A 16,086-nucleotide genomic window follows, 5' to 3' on the forward strand; every position below is an offset into this window, starting at 1 on the left:
ATCCGGGTGCCGAAGGGCCTAGCCCTTGACGGCGCCCTGGGTTAGGCCGGAGACGATTTGGCGCTGGAACGCAAGCACCAGGACAACTACGGGAATGGTGACGATGATGGCCGCCGCCGAAATGGCTCCTGTGGGCTCCTCGAACTGGGAAGCGCCGGTGAAGAACGCCAGGGCGGCGGGAACCGGCCGGGCTGCTTCGGTGGAGGTCAGCGAAATGCCGTACACGAAGTCGTTCCACGCAATGAAGAACGCGATGATCGCCGTCGTAAAGACGCCGGGCGCCGCAAGCGGCACGATGGCCTTGCGGAACGCCTGCCACGTGGTGGCACCGTCCACCTGGGCGGCCTGTTCCAGTTCCCACGGGATCTGCCGGAAGAACGCTGCCAGGGTCCAGATGGAGATCGGCAGGGTCAGGGACAGATAGGGAATGATCAGCCCGAGCCAGGTGTCGTAGAGGCCGATGTTGCGCCACAGGTTGAACAGCGGGGTCACGATGGAGATCACCGGGAAAATGGATACGCCCAGTGCCGTGGTCAGCACGAGGCGCTTGCCGGGGAAATCCAGCCTGGCAATGGCGTACGCGCACAGGGTGGCCAGGATGACGGCGACGAACGTGGCAATGAGGCAGATGCCGATGGAGTTGCGCAGGGCACTCAGGAACAGGCCCTGCGCGTCGCCGACCAGGATCTGCTCGTAGTTGGTGGTTGACCAGGTGTTGGGCAGGAACGTCCCGGAGGTCAGGTCGCTCGGCAGCTTGAACGAGGTCGCAAAGATAGAGGCGACGGGGAAGAGCGCGTACAGGATGACCAGCACCGAGATGATGCCCCAGATCCACCGCCGCTTGGTTGGTGAGGATTTCACTAGTTACCCCCTCGTGCACCGGTAAGGTCCACCTTGAACAGTTTGATGGCGATGAAGCAGATGATGATCACGCAGACGAACAGCAGGACCGATACTGCCGAACCCATGCCGATCTCCAGGCGTGTGATGGAGGTCCGGTAGGCCAACAGCGAGAGCACCTCGGTGCCGTAGGCGCCGTTGGTCATGATGTAGACGTTGTCGAAAATGCGGAACGCGTCCAGTGCCCGGAACAGGACCGCCACCATGATGGCGGCCTTCATGTTGGGGATGATGACCTTGGACATGCGCTGCCACCAGGTTGCGCCGTCCACTTCGGCCGCTTCGGTCAGTTCTCCGGGCACCTGCGCCAGGCCGGCCAGCAGGAGCAGTGAAATGAACGGTGTGGTCTTCCAGATTTCCGATGCCATGATGACGAACAGCGCCGTCCAGGTGTCGGCGAACCAGTTCAGGTCCGCGTCGATGCCCGGCACCCAGCTGAACCAGCTGTTGATGTAGCCCGAGTTGATGTCGAAGGCGTAGAACCAGGCAAAGGCGGAGACCACGGTGATGATGCCGTACGGCACCAGGATGGCGGTCCGCAGCCAGCCGCGGACGGCCTTCAGGGCGCTGTTCATGACCAGGGCCAGGGCAAAGCCGAGGATCAGTTCCACAACCACGGTGATGACCGTGATCAGGACGGTGACGCCGAGGTCCCGCCAGAACAGGCCGTCCGAAAGGATGGTGGCGTAATTGCCCAGCCCCACGAACTCACGGTCGGCAGGCGCGGTCAGGCGGTACTTGAACAGCGATTCCCACAGGGCCAGCAGGATGGGGTAGGCCGTGACGGCCAGCATGATGACGAACGCGGGCCCGGCAAGCCACAGGCCCAGCCGGCGTTCGGCTTTGGCCCTGTCGCTGAGGGGCTGCTTGACGGGACGGGTAGGTGCCGGGGCTTCCCGGGCTGCTTCGACGGAAGTGCTCACAGCAGTTTCTCCCCTCTAAGGACCTCGATGATGAACTCCTGGCTGGTGGCCGGTGTGGAATCCGGGTTTACATCGCTCGGCGGTGTCCAGGTCTGCTGGATGCCGGTGGAGATTTCGTTGTAGTACGGGGTCTGGGGCCGCGGCTTGGCCAGCTCCAGGGAGTCCCGGATAGTGGGTGCCATCGGGAAGGTTTCCGTAACCGAGGGGTCGTTGTAGGCATCTTCATTGGACGGCGGGTTGCCGTTGGTGGCGAAGTACTGTGCCTGGTTCTCCGGGGAGACAATGCATTCGATGGCCTGGTAGGCAAGGTCAGGGTGCTGGCTGTTCGAGCCCACACCCAGGTTGATGCCGCCCAGCGGAGGCGCGGTATCCTCGCCTTCCGTCATGGCCGGATACAGGGTCCAGCCAATGTCGTCGATCAGCGTGTCCGGCAGGGCCCCTTCTTCCACCGACGCGTTGGTGGCCGGCCAGACGAAGGGGTAGTTGACCATAAAGGACCCCTGGTCACCCTGGAACTGGATCATGGACGTGTTTTCCGTCTGGGTGGGCAGCCCGGGCCCGCCGAGGCCCTCCTTGCCGATGGTGGAGACCACCTCTGCTGCCTGCTTGCCCGCTTCGGTGTCCAGGCCGAGCTTGAGTTCATCGGCCGGGGCGTCCGGGTTCTCCACGATGGTGCCGCCGGCCGATTCCACCAGTGCGTTGACCCAGACCGTCATTGATTCGGCACGGGCGCCCTGGACGCCGATGTACTTGTCCTGGCTCTTGGCGGCCTCGATGATCTGGTCCCAGGTCACCGGCTTGCTCATGTCCAGCCCCGCAGCTTGAGCGACCGACTTGCGGTACCAGAGGATCTGCGTGTTGGCCCAGAACGGCACGGCCACCACTTCGTCCTTCCACTTTGCGCCCGCGAGGGCGCCTTCAAGGACGCCCTGGGTGGTGCGCTCGGCGACGTCGGCGGGCACCGGGGCAAGGTAGCCCGGTTCCGCGTACTCGGGCACGTTGGGCGGATCAAGGCTCATGATGTCCATGCTCTTGTCGCCGGCGGCCAGGCGCCGGGCCAGCTGCTCCCGCTGGGACGCAGCATCGTTGGGCAGGAGGGACGTTTCAATCGTGTAGGCACCGCCGGATGCTTCGGTGCATTGCTTGGCCAGCTCCGCCTGGCCGCCGGCATCCGGGTTGATGTACCAGGTCAGAGTGGGTGCTGCGCCCTCATCGGTGCCGCAGCCGGTCAGGAGGGTCGCGCCGAGTGCCAAGGCAACGCCGACAGCGGCCCGGGCCCCTTTCCGGGTGCGCCCCCAGTGTCTTGCATCCTTTGGCATCGGTACTGTGCCTCCACCTCGTTGTAGGCGCGGGCTGCAGTACGGCCCACGTGGCTGTGACTTGCAAACGAACTCTAGGACTGACTCCCAGCAAACACTAAGCAGCAAGTGCTTTGACCATAGGCCTAGATAGTAATTTACGCCACAAAGAAACGTGCCAAAGCGCGTAGAACCTCAGGTCAGGAGGGCAGCGGCCAGCACCAGGACGGGCAGGGAAGCGACGGTGGTAAGCAGGACGGTGTCCTTCGCGACCAGCACCCCCTCGCCATACCGCGAGGCGGACACAAAGACGTTTTGGGCCGTGGGCAGGGCTGCCGTAACGACGACGGCGAAGAGCAGGTGGCCTTCCATGCCGAGGGCAAAGCGGGCCAGCAGGTAGGCCAGCATCGGCTGCAGCAGCAGCTTGAAGCCCGAAGCGAGGATCACGTCGGCACGCCGCCCACCGCCGGCATCCAGCGGACGCGAGCCCACCAGGGACAGGCCAAAGGCCAGCAGCATGGCCGGCACCGCTGCGCCGGCGATCAGGGTCACCGGCTCGTGGATGATTTCCGGCAGCCGAAGGCCGGTGGCGGCCAGGAACAGGCCGATAAGCGAGCCCACCACAATCGGGTTGCGGATCACCTGTCCGGCGAAGACTGCCACCGAGGTGCGCCGCCCGCTGGTGGCGGAATCAAGCATCATCAGGAAAAACGGGGTGAAGAAGGCCAGCTGGAAAATCAGCACCGGGGCAATGTAGGCGGCGTCGCCAAGGACATAAACACAAATTGGAAGTCCGAGGTTCGCCGCGTTGACCAGGGACGAGGACATGGCTGACACCAGCGTTTCCGGCAGCGGCCGGCGCAGCCACCAGCGGGTGGCGAGGACGTACAGTCCGCCGGTGGCCAGGGCGCTGGCGGCAGCCACCAGCAGCGGCAGGGAGAAAACCGTGGGCAGGTCCGCGTCACTGAGCGTGGTGAGCAGCAGTGCGGGGGAGGCAACAAAAAAAGCGAGCCGGCTCAGGACGGTCTGGGCATTGTCGCCCAGTACCTTGAGCCGGCCGATGGCATAGCCGGTAAGGATGATGATCCATACAACGGCGAATCCGGTGAGTACCCCCAGCACCCGAAGCTGTTATCCCGCTTGGGCGGCGGGGCTCACGTTGTCGCCCGTGAGCTGGCTGTTGTCCAGGGCGAGCGGCGGACGCTCGGTGCCCTCGGTGACTGCTTCGGCCGGATCGGTGCCCAGCTCCAGGATGCGGTTGGCGGAATTCACGTGGACCACGGTGGGCACGAAGCTGCGGGCTTCTTCGGTGGTCATGTCGGCGTAGGTAATCAGGATGACGGTGTCGCCTACGTTCACCAGGTGGGCGGCGGCACCGTTGATGCCCAGCACGCCGGAGCCCCGCTCGCCTGCAATGGTGTAGGTCTCCAGGCGGGCACCGTTGGTGACATCGACAATCGAGACCAGCTCGCCGGGCAGGATGTCCGCTGCTTCGAGCAGGTCGAGGTCGACCGTCACCGAACCCACGTAATGCAGGTCGGCATGGGTCACCGTAGCGCGGTGGATCTTGGACTTAAACATTTTCCGGTTCATCGCGGACAAGTCTACGCCGATTGCGGCGGACTTCGAGCCCCGGGGTTGACGGGGGCTCACAGGCAGGGAACGGAACGGACCCAAAGGGAGCGGGCGACGGGAATCGAACCCGCGTATCAAGCTTGGGAAGCTAGCGCTCTACCATTGAGCTACGCCCGCAGCGCCCGGAAGAATCGGGTGCAGTCCCTAACTCTACATGGAACCGCACGGTTGCCGAATTCGCAGTGCGGGGCTCTCACGCCTCGCGTGCGGGACCGGTGTCCTGCGCTGAAGCCTGCGCAGCAGCGGAGTCGTCCGGACCGCCGCTGCGGGCCCGCTCAACGAGTTCACGCCACCGGCCCTTGACCTCGCGCTCGGGAATGGTGACGGCCTCCGGACCCACCGAGATTTCATAAATGAAGCGGTCCGGTTCACCGTCCACGGCTTCGGGCGGGTCCTGCAGGAGGGGCAGCCAGCGTTCCTGCGCCTCTTCAGGGGTGACCTGCGTGCTCCAGGTGCGCTGCATGCCCGCGAAGCCGCCGCTGCGCACTACAACCAGTCTCATACCATGACGTTAACCTCTTTCCATGCGGCCTGCACAGCAGAAGTTTCTTCGGCTCCGGCCCCGTACCGTTTTTCGGCAGCGGTAATCGTGGCTCCGGCGAAGACCGCGAAAGTGGCGTCCGGCGGGAAATTCCGCTCCGTAATGGTGTCGAACCAGATCTGGCCGGCACGCTCCCAGGCGTACCCGCCCAGTGCCGCAGCAACCAGGTAGAAAGCGTGGTTGGGGATGCCGGAATTGATGTGCACTCCGCCGTTATCAGCCGTGGTGGATACATAGCCGTCCATGGACCCCGGCTGCGGGTCCTTGCCGAGCACGTCGTCGTCGTAGGCGGTGCCGGGAGCCTTGAGGGACCGCAGTGCCTGCCCGCCCACCTGCTCGGTAAACAGTCCTGCGCCCACCAGCCAGCTGGCTTCGGCCGCTTCCTGTCCCAGCAGTTTCTGCTCCACCAGGACACCGAAGACATCTGCCACGGATTCGTTCAGGGCGCCCGCCTGGTCCTGGTAGGTGAGCTGGGCGGTGTACTGGATCAGTCCGTGCGTCAGCTCGTGCCCGATAACGGTGAGGGATTTGCTGAAGCGCTGGAATACCTCGCCGTCTCCGTCGCCGAGCACCATCCGGGAACCGTCCCAGAAGGCGTTGTCGTAGTCGTGTCCGTAGTGGACGGTTGCCTCCAGCGAGCGGCCCGCGCCGTCAAGGGAGGAGTGGCCGAAGGCGTCGTTGAAGAGACGGTAGGTGGCGCCCAGCCCGTCATAGGTTTCATCCACCGCCGGATCGGAGGTGGGCGGCTGTCCCTCGGAGCGCACCACGGTACCGGGCAGTTCCTCCAAGCCGAGGGCGTCTGCAACGCTGCGGCGCAGTGAAGGGGCGAAGGCTGTTCCCGCTCCCCGGGCGGGTACCTGGTGCGGGATCGAGCGGACCGCAGCGATATTTGATTCGGCGGTGAGGGTGTGGCGTGCCGCCGCGGCCGCCGTCGCCCGGGCAGGGTCGTCGGCCGCAGCGAGGCGCTTGAGCATATAGGGCGGAACGATGGAACAGATCGAATGAGTAACGCTCGGCTTGGTCACGGTACAGCCCTCCATCTGTTGTGAGGTTCCCAAGCGTAGGCTCCACCACCGACACTGCAAGGGCTAGTACCGCAAAATGACCATCAAATGGCCGTAACGCAACCCAATCCGCCTAATTCGGGTCCGTCCGGCCCGGATTTAGCCCTCCGCTGACCCCTGCCGATCCGAACCGTCTGCATCTTCATCAGCCAGTTCGGACGCTGCGACCAGGGACGCAACAACGTCCGGACCGATTTCCAGTCCCACCTCATGGCCGGGGTTGACCGACATGCCGTATCCCGGGGCGATGCTGCGGATGGTCGCCTCACCACTGGCCTTCACCACCACGGGAGCCGCTTCGCGCAGCTGCTGCGGAATCCGGTCGGCGGACGTGAAGGTTGCTGCCACCGAGTACTCCGCGTCCGGGGCTTTAAGGACCACGGCCTGGAAGGTGGCCGGGTCATCCTCCTTGGCCAGGCGTCCCACGCTGAGCAGCTCCGAGGTCCAGATGACGGACATTACTTCACGGTTGCTGAGCCGTCCTTCACGGCCAGCGGTGATGGCCTCTTCCAGTGCTGCGCCGGGGGCCGGTGCATCCTCATGGGCAAGCGGCATCGCCGGGATTTCTGGGGTGTTGTCCGGTTCCATGGAAACTCCTTGGGAAGATCGGGGGCAAAAACCCAAGTCTGGCATATCCGCCGGTTACCGTGGTGGGCATGGAACGCAATGAGAACACCCGCAGCCTCGAGCCCGGCATTGAACGCGATTTCAGCGACAAGATGAGCTACGGGTCCTACCTCGCCCTGGACCAGCTGCTCTCGGCCCAGCATCCGGTGAGCCGGCCGGAGCACCATGACGAGATGCTGTTCATCATCCAGCACCAAACCTCCGAGCTGTGGCTGAAGCTGGTCCTGCACGAACTGCTGGCCGTCCGGACGCGGCTGCAGGAGGATGACCTGCGCTCGGCCATGAAGGGAATTGCCCGGATCAAGCACATCCAGCGCTCGCTGACCGAGCAGTGGTCGGTGCTGGCCACCCTGACCCCGTCCGAATACGCGCAGTTCCGCGGCGACCTGGGTGCTTCCAGCGGGTTCCAGTCCTACCAGTACCGGGCCGTGGAGTTCCTGCTGGGCAACAAAAACGAGGCCATGATCGCCGTCTTCCAGGCAGATCCGGAAGCACAGGCGCTGCTGTCAGGGCTGCTGACCCAGACCAGCATCTATGACGAGTTCATCCGCTGCCTGCACCGCCGGGGCTACGCCGTGGACCCGGCGCTGCTGGACCGGGACGTCCGCAAGGCCCACGTCTACAACGAATCACTGCTGGAGATCTTCAAGTACGTATATGAGAACCACGAAGCGAACTGGGACATCTATGAGGCCTGCGAGGAACTGGTGGACTTGGAGGACAACTTCCAGCTGTGGCGTTTCCGACACCTCAAGACCGTGGAGCGGACTATCGGCATGAAGCGGGGCACGGGCGGTTCCAGCGGTGCCGGCTTCCTGCGCCGGGCGCTGGAACTGACGTTCTTCCCCGAGCTGTACGCGGTGCGCACTGAAATCGGCCGCTAGGGGCATGCGCTATTTTTGAAGAGTGCTGATTTCTGACCGCGATATCCGAGCCGAGATTGCCGAGAACCGGATTGCCCTGGACCCGTATGACCCCGCGATGGTCCAGCCTTCCAGCGTTGATGTGCGCATCGACCGCTTCTTCCGGCTCTTCGACAACCACAAGTACGCCCACATCGACCCCTCGCTGGACCAGTCTGAGCTGACCCGGCTGGTGGAAGTTGACCCGGACGAGCCCTTTATCCTGCATCCGGGCGAATTCGTGTTGGGTTCCACCTATGAACAGGTGACCCTGCCGGACGACATTGCCGCCCGCCTGGAAGGCAAGTCCTCCCTGGGCCGGCTGGGGCTGCTCACGCACTCGACCGCCGGCTTCATCGACCCGGGCTTCTCCGGCCACGTGACGCTGGAGCTCTCCAACATGGCCACCCTGCCGATCAAGCTGTGGCCCGGGTCCAAGATTGGCCAGCTGTGCTTCTTCCGCCTCAGCTCCCCGGCTGAGTACGCCTACGGCTCCGGCCGGTACGGCAACCGCTACCAGGGCCAGCGCGGCCCGACGGCGTCGCGCAGCCACCTCAACTTCCACCGCACCGACGTCGGCGGAACCGACGGCGCCGCGGCGGAAGCCGCCGCTTCCTAGCCTGCCTGCCCCGCCCGGTCTCCGGACCGGGTGCGGGGGCCGGGGGAGCGGACCGGAAGCAGGACCAGCAGTCCCAGCAGCAGCACGGCCACGATGCCGATGATGCCGTAGCGCTGGGCACCGAAGATCACGATGCAGGCGGAGAACAGGGTGGGGGCCAGGAAACTGACGGCCCGTCCGGTGGTGGCGTAGAGCCCGAAGAGTTCCCCTTCCTTGCCAACAGGTGCCAGCCGTGCCAGGAACGCACGTGAGGCAGCCTGTGCGGGGCCTACGAACAGGCACAGCAGCAGGCCGAAGATCCAGAACGTGGTGTCCCCGCTCCACTGCAGCCCCAGCATGTCCTGGTTCCCCGGTCCCAGCACCACAACGGCGGTGCCGGCCAGGATCAGCCCGATGAGGGCCCCGATGATTACCGGCTTGGGTCCGGCCCGGTCATCGAGGAAACCGCCGATCACGGATCCGACGGCGGCAATTACGTTGCCGAAGATGGCGAACATGATCACCTCGGAGAGCTCCCAGCCGAATGTTCCCGCAGCGATCACGCCGCCGAAGGTGAACACGGCAGCGAGTCCGTCACGGAAGACGGCGCTGGCCAGCAGGAAGTAAATAGTGTGCCGGTCGGTCTTGTACAGGGCCTTGATGCGCCGGAACAGGAGCTTGTAGGAGGCCAGGAAACCGATCCGCGCCACGGCGTCCTGCCGCGGAACCTCCGGAACCGCGAACATCAGCGGAAGCGCGAAGAGCAGGAACCATACCGCGGAGAACAGGGCTACGGAGCGCAGGTTCAGGCCGTTCTCCGAGGTGACGCCGAACCAGCCGACCTCCGGCTGGACAAAGCCCACCAGCACCAGGGCCAACGCGGCGATGCCGCCCACGTATCCCATGGCCCAGCCGAGCCCGCTGACTTTGCCTACTGAGGCGGGAGTGGACACCTGGCTCAGCATGGCGTTGTAGTTCACGCCGGCGAATTCGAAGAAGAGGTTGGCCACTGCAATCAGGACCACGCCGAGGATCAAATAATCGGGGGAGGGCAGCACCAGCCAGCACGCCGCCATCAGCACGCAGGTCAGCAGCGTGTTGACGGTGAGCCAGGTGCGGCGCCGGCCGCCGGCGTCGGACCGCTGTCCGGTAATGGGTGCCAGCAGCGCGACCGCGACGCCGGCAACGGCCAGCGCTGCGCCGAGCACCGCGGAGTTGTCATCCGTGTCCCCGAAGGCATTGGAGGTCAGGTAGACGGTGAAGACAAAAGTGGTCATCACCGCATTGAAGGACGCCGAGCCCCAGTCCCAGGCGGCCCATGCCGCTACCTGCTTCCACCGGGCGGCTTTGGAAGCGGGCGCCGCCCCCGCAGGCTCTTTATGTGTTCTGACACTCATGCGCAGAGCCTAACGGCAACCGGCATTTTCCCCGGCATTCCACGCCGCCGTGCGGTTGCTGGGTGTAGCGCCGGCGGACCCGAATAGGAAGGGATGTGTATGCCATGGGTAGAATGTATGTACGACCTTGACCGCCCCCTTGATAACTACAGCGATCACTACAGCCTTTAGCGCTGCACAATCGACGAGAGAGTCCGGGAGATCATAGTGCTTTTTGTGCTCACCGTTATGTTTACGGTGGCACTGGTTGCGCCCGTATTTTTCCGGAAGGCTGGCCGGTCGGCGTTCTACGTGCTTGCCGCCTTCCCCGCGGCTGCGTTCGCCTGGCTGATGGCCACGTTCCCGCAGTACACCGGCGCCAACCAGACGCTCGCCTCGGGAGCCCCCAACGCCCCGCCGTCCGTGGCCATCCCCTGGATTCCGGACCTGCAGGTGGAACTGGCCTTCCGGATGGACACGCTGTCAGCCGTGCTCTCCATCCTGATCCTCGGGGTAGGTGCGCTGGTCCTTTTCTACTGCGCCCGGTACTTCCGCCCCAATGATCCGAAGATGGGATCCTTCGGGGCCCAGCTGCTGGCCTTTGCCGCAGCCATGTTTGGCCTCGTGACGGCAGATGACCTGATCCTGCTGTTCATTTTCTGGGAACTGACCACCATCCTGTCCTATCTGCTCATCGGGTACGCGGCCCAGCGCCTCTCCGCCCGCCGGGCAGCGCTGCAGGCCCTGATCGTCACCACCTTCGGCGGCCTGGCCATGCTGGTTGGCATGATCATGCTCGGCTCCGCCGCGCATACCTACCGGATCTCCGAGATCATGGCGCAGGCACCGGAACTGGTGGGCTCGGGCATGCTGGTCAACGTCGCCGTCGCCCTGATGCTGGTGGGCGCCGTGTCCAAGTCAGCCCTGCTGCCCTTCCACTTCTGGCTGCCCGCCGCGATGGCCGCACCCACTCCGGTCAGTGCCTACCTGCATGCCGCCGCCATGGTGAAGGCCGGCATCTACCTGACCGCCCGGCTTGCTCCCGGCTTCTCCGAAACCGCGTTCTGGCACCCCATAGTGCTGGTGCTGGGCCTGGCCACCATGCTGCTGGGCGGCTGGCGTGCCCTGCGGCAGTACGACATCAAGCTGATCCTCGCCTACGGCACTGTGAGCCAGCTCGGTTTCCTGACCCTGGTGGTTGGCCTGGGCAGCCGGGAAGCAGCCGTCGCCGGGATGGGCATGCTGCTGGCCCACGGCTTCTTCAAGGCCACGCTCTTCCTGGTGGTCGGGATCATCGACCACAAGGCCGGCACCCGCGACATCCGCAAGCTTTCCGGAATTTTCCGGGCCGCACCGAAGCTGGGCGTAGTCGCCGTGATCGGTGCCGCGTCCATGGCGGGTGTGCCGCCGCTGCTGGGCTACGTGGCGAAAGAATCCATCTACGAAACCTTCGTGCACTACGGCGAACAGCAGGGCAGCTTTGCGGCCTGGCTGCTGCTGGCCGGCATTGTCGCCGGCTCCATCCTGACCTTCGCCTACAGCGCCCGCTTTGTGTGGGGCGCGTTCGCCGTCAAGAACGGCTGTGCTGCCACCCCGTTCAAGGCCGTGCCCTGGTCCTTCCTGGGGGCTCCCGCCGTGCTGGCCGCCGCCACCGTGGTCTTCGGACTGTGGCCGGCCCCGCTGGATTCGGTGGTGTCCTCCTATGCCGGGCTCTTCCCGGCGGACGGGAAACCGACCCACCTGGCCCTGTGGCACGGGCTGACCCCGGCACTGGGACTGACCGTGCTGACCCTGGCCAGCGGTACAGCACTGTTCCTGCTGCGCCGGCAAATGGAGTCCTTCCAGCGGGACGTTGCCTCCCCGATTGACGCTGAGCGCTCCTACCGCGGCGCCATCGGTGTGCTGGACGACGTCGCCGTCTGGGTCACGGGCCGCACGCAGCGCGGTTCGCTCACCTTCTACCTGTTCGTCATCCTCATCATGGCGATCCTCACGCCCCTTTCGGCGCTCATCCTCCGCTCCGCGCCCATGCCCGAGAGCTTCCGCTGGTTCGACAACCCGCTGCAGGCCGTGATCGGTGCTGCCGTCATCATCGGTGCGGTAGCCGCAGCGCGCGCCAGCAAGCGTTTCCTGGCGGTGCTGATGGTGTCGGTGAGCGGCTACGGCATTGCCCTTATTTTCGCCCTCCAGGGGGCCCCGGACCTGGCGCTGACCCAGATGCTGGTGGAGACAATTGTGCTGGTGGCCTTTGTGCTGGCCCTGCGGTCCCTTCCGGCCCGGCTGTGGAAGCGCGAGCCCAAACGGCACCGTTTCCTGCGGGCCCTGCTGGGCATTGCGTTCGGTGCCTCCATGATTGTCTTCGCGATGTCAGCCATGGCGTCGCGGGTGGCCACCCCCATCTCCCTGGACTTCCCGCAGCTGGCGTACGAGGGCGGCGGCGGATCCAATATTGTCAACGTGACCCTCGTGGATATCCGTGCCTGGGACACCTTCGGCGAGATTTCCGTCCTGGCCATCGCCGCCACCGGTCTGGCGTCCCTGATTTTCGTCCGCGGACGCGGCGATAAGCGCCGCCGCGCCGAGGGCGTGGCCTCCGGTTCCGTGGACCGCGGCCGGGAGCAGTTCGCCTCCACCGGGCGCCGGCAGGCAACCTTGGCCCTGGCCCGCAAATTCTCCAGCGTGGGACGGGATGCCTGGCTGGTGGCCGGCCGGACACTGGCCCCGGAACGCCGCTCCATCATCTTCGAGGTGATTACCCGGCTGCTGTTCCACTCGGTCATCCTCTTCTCGGTCTACCTCCTGATAGCAGGCCACAACGCCCCCGGCGGCGGCTTCGCCGGCGGGCTCATGGCCGGGCTGGCGCTGACCATCCGGTACCTCGCCGGCGGACGGTTCGAGTTGGCCGAGGCGAGCCCCGTGAGCGCCGGAGCCCTGCTGGGCGGCGGCCTGGGCCTGGCGGCCCTGTCCGCTGCCGCTCCCCTGTTCTTCGGCGGGCAGGTCCTGCAGAGCGCCATCCTCAAGTTCTCCTGGCCGGTGTTTGGGGAGGTCAAGTTCGTCACCTCCACGATTTTCGACATAGGCGTGTACCTGGTGGTGGTGGGCCTGGTGCTTGATGTCCTCCGCAGCCTGGGTTCGGAAATCGATGAACGCAGCGAGGGCGACGACGACGACGAAGACGAAGACATAGTGGAGGAACCGCAGATCATCGACCTTGGCCAGCGGCTCGACGGTGTTCCCGGCACGGGATCCCGGCCCGAAGAGGAAGAGGTGGCCCGGTGACCGTGAATATAACCCTTCTCCTGGTGATGGGTGCCCTGTACGCCTGCGGCATCTACCTGCTGCTTGAACGGAGCCTGACCCGGGTGGTGCTTGGCCTGGCCATGCTGACCAATGCAACGAACATCCTGCTGCTGGCAACCGGCGGCCCGGCAGGGTTGGCTCCCATGTTCAACAAGGACCTGGCCGCAGATGCCTACAATGACCCGCTGCCGCAGGCGTTCATCCTCACCTCGATTGTCATTTCGTTCTCCGTGACGGCCTTTATGCTCGGGATCATTTACCGGTCCTGGGTGCTGGGCCGCCAGGACGAGGTCCAGGACGACATTGAGGACCGCCGCGTCGCCAGCCAGAGCAGCTTCGACGCGGAAGACGACGCCGATGTACCGGAGGACACCACGGAATTCACCCCGCCCGAAGAAGCCGAAGAGGCTCCCGGGTCCCAACGCGGCAACGCAGAGAAGGACCCGGAGGTGAACCGATGACTACAGCAAGCCTCGCGCCCCTGGCCGTCGTGCTGCCGCTCCTCGGCGCCGCCCTGGCCTTCATCCTGATCCGGCACCAGCGTTCCCAGCGGGTGGTCAGCGTCAGCATCCTGTCCGTGACGCTGGCACTGGAAGTGATTCTGCTGCTCTCGGTCTGGAACACCGGTGCCGTGGCGGTTAACCTCGGCGGCTGGCTGCCGCCGTTCGGAATCACGATGGTGGTGGACCAGTTCTCCGCCCTGATGCTGGTGGTCTCCTCGGCCATCAGCCTCGCCGTGCTCATTTACGCCGCCGGCCAGGGTATGGCCGACGGCGATGAAGACGGCCCTATTTCGATCTTCCACCCGACCTACCTGATCCTGGTGGCCGGCGTCTCCAACGCTTTCCTGGCCGGGGACCTGTTCAACCTCTATGTAGGTTTCGAGATCCTGCTGACGGCCAGCTATGTGCTGATGACCCTGGGCGGCACCACGCCGCGAATCCGGGCCGGAGTCACCTACGTGGTGGTCAGCGTGGTGTCCTCGCTGCTGTTCCTGATCGCCATTGCCATGATCTACGCGGCCACCGGCACAGTGAACATGGCGGATCTGGCCTTGAAGCTGGGGGAGCTGGATCCGGCGACGCAGCTGATGCTGCACCTGATGCTGCTGGTGGCGTTCGGCATCAAGGCCGCCGTCTTCCCGCTGTCCTTCTGGCTGCCCGACTCCTATCCCACCGCCCCGGCACCGGTGACGGCCGTGTTCGCCGGCCTGTTGACGAAGGTGGGCGTCTACGCCATGGTGCGGACAGAGACCCTGCTGTTCCCGGGAGACCGGATAAATACGCTGCTGATGGTGGTGGCCGGGCTGACCATGCTCGTGGGTATCCTCGGTGCCCTGGCCCAGACGGACATCAAACGTATGCTCTCCTTCACCCTGGTCAGCCACATCGGCTACATGGTGTTCGGCCTGGCAGTCGCATCCGTGGTCGGCATCGGCTCCGCTGTGTTCTACGTGGTGCACCACATCACCGTGCAGACCTCGCTGTTCCTGGTCACGGGCCTGATTGAACGCCGGGGCGGGACGGCCAACATGGACCGCCTCGGCGGGCTGGCGAAGCTCTCCCCGCTGCTCGCCGTGCTGTATTTCATCCCGGCAATCAACCTGGCCGGCATTCCGCCGTTCTCGGGGTTCCTGGGGAAGCTGGGCCTGATGCAGGCCGGCGTCGAGCTGGGCACCCCGCTGGCCTACGTCCTGGTAGCCGCGAGCGCCGCCACCAGCCTGCTGACGCTGCTGGTGATGGCCCGGGTATGGAACCGCGCCTTCTGGCGGACCCCGGAAGACGCCGTCCATCCGGATCCGATCCTGCTGGCCGTCGGGCCGGACGGTGCCAGCCTGCGCAAGTCGCAGGACGTCAGCGAACACACCACGGGCCGGTTCGCCCACCGGGACTCGGTGGACCTGCTGCCGCGCACCATGGTCTATCCCACCGTGGGCCTGGTTGCCCTGGGCGTCAGCCTGACCGTGCTCGCCGGGCCGCTGTTCTCGCTCAGCGACGGTGCCGCCCGGGACCTGCTGGAACGTACTCCGTACATCGAAGCGGTACTCGGGGAAGGAGCGGCTGACCAATGACGAAGGAAGCGCGCATGCGCAACCGCGCCCGTATCCCGCTGCTGCAGGAACTGCCGCTGCTGATCTGGCTGGTGTTCCTGTGGGGTGCCCTCTGGCAGGATTTCAGTGCCGGCAACCTGCTCTTCGGCACGGTGATCGCGTTTATCGTGGCGAATATCTTTTACCTGCCGCCGGTGGAGCTCAGCGGCCGGTTCAACCTGTTCTACGGCCTCGTCTTTGCCGGCCGGTTCTTCTACAAACTGGTGCAGGCCAGTTTCCATGTGCTCTGGCTGGCGGTTGTCCGCGGCCCGCGGATCCGCAACGGCGTGATCGGGGTGAAGCTGCGCAGCCGCTCGGACCTGCTGGTCACGGCCACGGGCCACGCACTGTCCCTGATTCCCGGCTCGCTGATTGTTGACGTCGACCGTTCCACCTCCACCCTGTACCTGCACGCGCTGGACGTGTCCACGGCTGAGCAGGCGGAGAAGGTGCGCGCCGACGTCCTGCAGGCCGAGGCGTGGCTGATCCGGACCATGGGCACCAAAGAGGAACTGGCTGCCCTGCGCGCCGAGAGTGATGAAACCCGTCAGCGGAAGATTGGAGGCAAGGCATGATGAACGTTGCCGTGGTGGTGGTGAGCCTCATGCTGGCCGTGGCCGGCGCGGGGGCGATTTACCGGATTGCCCGCGGGCCGTCGATTCTGGACCGGGTGCTTGCCTCGGACGTGCTGCTGGCCATTGTGGGCGGCGCCCTGGCCGTGGACATGATCGTCTACCGCAACTTGGACTACCTGGCCTTGCTGGTCGCCATTTCCCTGGTCGGTTTCATCGGGTCGGTAACGGTTGCGCGCTTCGTGACGGACAGGCGGTAGG

At 65.2% G+C, this 16,086-nt stretch carries 16 protein-coding genes and 1 tRNA gene; 7 read left to right on the forward strand and 10 right to left on the reverse strand.

Annotated elements, in window-relative coordinates; all coding sequences use genetic code 11:
- Nucleotides 1–18: 18 nt before the first annotated feature.
- From QNN98_RS03355 to QNN98_RS03395, 9 genes are all read right to left on the reverse strand, one after another.
- Nucleotides 19–861, reverse strand: a complete 843-nt coding sequence (locus QNN98_RS03355; RefSeq protein ID WP_227911785.1) for a carbohydrate ABC transporter permease — start codon at nucleotides 859–861, stop codon at nucleotides 19–21.
- Nucleotides 861–1,823: a carbohydrate ABC transporter permease gene (locus QNN98_RS03360; protein WP_227911784.1), complete on the reverse strand. Its 963-nt coding sequence runs from the start codon at nucleotides 1,821–1,823 to the stop codon at nucleotides 861–863. The genes QNN98_RS03355 and QNN98_RS03360 overlap by 1 nt, the downstream gene beginning before the upstream one ends.
- Complete coding sequence (locus tag QNN98_RS03365; RefSeq protein ID WP_227925486.1) at nucleotides 1,820–3,142, reverse strand: extracellular solute-binding protein; 1,323 nt, start codon at nucleotides 3,140–3,142, stop codon at nucleotides 1,820–1,822. The genes QNN98_RS03360 and QNN98_RS03365 overlap by 4 nt, the downstream gene beginning before the upstream one ends.
- A 174-nt stretch (nucleotides 3,143–3,316) precedes the next feature.
- Nucleotides 3,317–4,243: an AEC family transporter gene (locus QNN98_RS03370; RefSeq protein ID WP_227925481.1), complete on the reverse strand. Its 927-nt coding sequence runs from the start codon at nucleotides 4,241–4,243 to the stop codon at nucleotides 3,317–3,319.
- Nucleotides 4,244–4,252: 9 nt separating this feature from the next.
- Entirely contained in the window at nucleotides 4,253–4,714 is a 462-nt protein-coding gene (gene panD / locus QNN98_RS03375; protein ID WP_283996275.1) for an aspartate 1-decarboxylase, read from the reverse strand.
- 88 nt (nucleotides 4,715–4,802) lie between these two features.
- Nucleotides 4,803–4,873, reverse strand: a tRNA-Gly gene (locus QNN98_RS03380).
- A 76-nt stretch (nucleotides 4,874–4,949) separates the two neighbouring features.
- Nucleotides 4,950–5,258 (reverse strand): protealysin inhibitor emfourin, encoded by a 309-nt coding sequence (locus QNN98_RS03385; RefSeq protein ID WP_227911780.1) that lies wholly within the window; start codon nucleotides 5,256–5,258, stop codon nucleotides 4,950–4,952.
- Nucleotides 5,255–6,271: a M4 family metallopeptidase gene (locus QNN98_RS03390; RefSeq protein WP_283996291.1), complete on the reverse strand. Its 1,017-nt coding sequence runs from the start codon at nucleotides 6,269–6,271 to the stop codon at nucleotides 5,255–5,257. The genes QNN98_RS03385 and QNN98_RS03390 overlap by 4 nt, the downstream gene beginning before the upstream one ends.
- Before the next feature lie 189 nt (nucleotides 6,272–6,460).
- Nucleotides 6,461–6,949: an SseB family protein gene (locus tag QNN98_RS03395; RefSeq protein ID WP_283996276.1), complete on the reverse strand. Its 489-nt coding sequence runs from the start codon at nucleotides 6,947–6,949 to the stop codon at nucleotides 6,461–6,463.
- A gap of 68 nt (nucleotides 6,950–7,017) precedes the next feature.
- Between QNN98_RS03395 and QNN98_RS03400 the strand changes: the two genes are divergently transcribed.
- On the forward strand, nucleotides 7,018–7,872 hold the full coding sequence (locus tag QNN98_RS03400; RefSeq protein WP_227925477.1) for a tryptophan 2,3-dioxygenase: 855 nt from the start codon (nucleotides 7,018–7,020) through the stop codon (nucleotides 7,870–7,872).
- Nucleotides 7,873–7,894: 22 nt separating this feature from the next.
- Nucleotides 7,895–8,509: a dCTP deaminase gene (gene dcd, locus QNN98_RS03405; RefSeq protein ID WP_227911777.1), complete on the forward strand. Its 615-nt coding sequence runs from the start codon at nucleotides 7,895–7,897 to the stop codon at nucleotides 8,507–8,509.
- Here the strand turns inward: dcd and QNN98_RS03410 are convergent.
- The gene (locus QNN98_RS03410) at nucleotides 8,506–9,885 is read right to left on the reverse strand and encodes an MFS transporter (protein WP_227911776.1); all 1,380 of its coding nucleotides are present in this window, start codon (nucleotides 9,883–9,885) and stop codon (nucleotides 8,506–8,508) included. The two genes, dcd and QNN98_RS03410, sit on opposite strands and share 4 nt — an antisense overlap.
- 207 nt (nucleotides 9,886–10,092) lie before the next feature.
- Here QNN98_RS03410 and QNN98_RS03415 point away from each other — a divergent pair, with 207 nt between their 5' ends.
- The 5 genes from QNN98_RS03415 to QNN98_RS03435 are packed head-to-tail and all read left to right on the forward strand — an operon-like array spanning nucleotide 10,093 to nucleotide 16,085.
- A complete protein-coding gene (locus tag QNN98_RS03415; protein WP_283996277.1) occupies nucleotides 10,093–13,143 on the forward strand; it encodes a Na+/H+ antiporter subunit A in 3,051 nt (1,016 codons plus the stop codon).
- Nucleotides 13,140–13,625: a Na(+)/H(+) antiporter subunit C gene (locus QNN98_RS03420; protein ID WP_227911774.1), complete on the forward strand. Its 486-nt coding sequence runs from the start codon at nucleotides 13,140–13,142 to the stop codon at nucleotides 13,623–13,625. The genes QNN98_RS03415 and QNN98_RS03420 overlap by 4 nt, the downstream gene beginning before the upstream one ends.
- On the forward strand, nucleotides 13,622–15,235 hold the full coding sequence (locus tag QNN98_RS03425; RefSeq protein ID WP_227911773.1) for a Na+/H+ antiporter subunit D: 1,614 nt from the start codon (nucleotides 13,622–13,624) through the stop codon (nucleotides 15,233–15,235). The genes QNN98_RS03420 and QNN98_RS03425 overlap by 4 nt, the downstream gene beginning before the upstream one ends.
- Nucleotides 15,232–15,828 (forward strand): Na+/H+ antiporter subunit E, encoded by a 597-nt coding sequence (locus QNN98_RS03430; protein ID WP_227911772.1) that lies wholly within the window; start codon nucleotides 15,232–15,234, stop codon nucleotides 15,826–15,828. The genes QNN98_RS03425 and QNN98_RS03430 overlap by 4 nt, the downstream gene beginning before the upstream one ends.
- A complete protein-coding gene (locus QNN98_RS03435) occupies nucleotides 15,825–16,085 on the forward strand; it encodes an MrpF/PhaF family protein (protein ID WP_227911771.1) in 261 nt (86 codons plus the stop codon). The genes QNN98_RS03430 and QNN98_RS03435 overlap by 4 nt, the downstream gene beginning before the upstream one ends.
- The last annotated feature ends 1 nt before the right edge of the window (nucleotide 16,086 follow it).

Origin of the sequence: Arthrobacter sp. zg-Y1143 (assembly GCF_030125565.1) — a bacterium.
Lineage (GTDB): Bacteria > Actinomycetota > Actinomycetes > Actinomycetales > Micrococcaceae > Arthrobacter_B.

Bases quoted from the DNA above. Each gene is read 5' to 3' on its own strand.
- QNN98_RS03365 (WP_227925486.1), bottom strand. From the start codon at position 3,142: ATGCCAAAGGATGCAAGACACTGGGGGCGCACCCGGAAAGGGGCCCGG.
- panD (WP_283996275.1), bottom strand. From the start codon at position 4,714: ATGAACCGGAAAATGTTTAAGTCCAAGATCCACCGCGCTACGGTGACC.
- QNN98_RS03385 (WP_227911780.1), bottom strand. From the start codon at position 5,258: ATGAGACTGGTTGTAGTGCGCAGCGGCGGCTTCGCGGGCATGCAGCGC.
- QNN98_RS03390 (WP_283996291.1), bottom strand. From the start codon at position 6,271: ATGCTCAAGCGCCTCGCTGCGGCCGACGACCCTGCCCGGGCGACGGCG.
- QNN98_RS03395 (WP_283996276.1), bottom strand. From the start codon at position 6,949: ATGGAACCGGACAACACCCCAGAAATCCCGGCGATGCCGCTTGCCCAT.
- QNN98_RS03400 (WP_227925477.1), top strand. From the start codon at position 7,018: ATGGAACGCAATGAGAACACCCGCAGCCTCGAGCCCGGCATTGAACGC.
- QNN98_RS03410 (WP_227911776.1), bottom strand. From the start codon at position 9,885: ATGAGTGTCAGAACACATAAAGAGCCTGCGGGGGCGGCGCCCGCTTCC.
- QNN98_RS03425 (WP_227911773.1), top strand. From the start codon at position 13,622: ATGACTACAGCAAGCCTCGCGCCCCTGGCCGTCGTGCTGCCGCTCCTC.
- QNN98_RS03430 (WP_227911772.1), top strand. From the start codon at position 15,232: ATGACGAAGGAAGCGCGCATGCGCAACCGCGCCCGTATCCCGCTGCTG.
- QNN98_RS03435 (WP_227911771.1), top strand. From the start codon at position 15,825: ATGATGAACGTTGCCGTGGTGGTGGTGAGCCTCATGCTGGCCGTGGCC.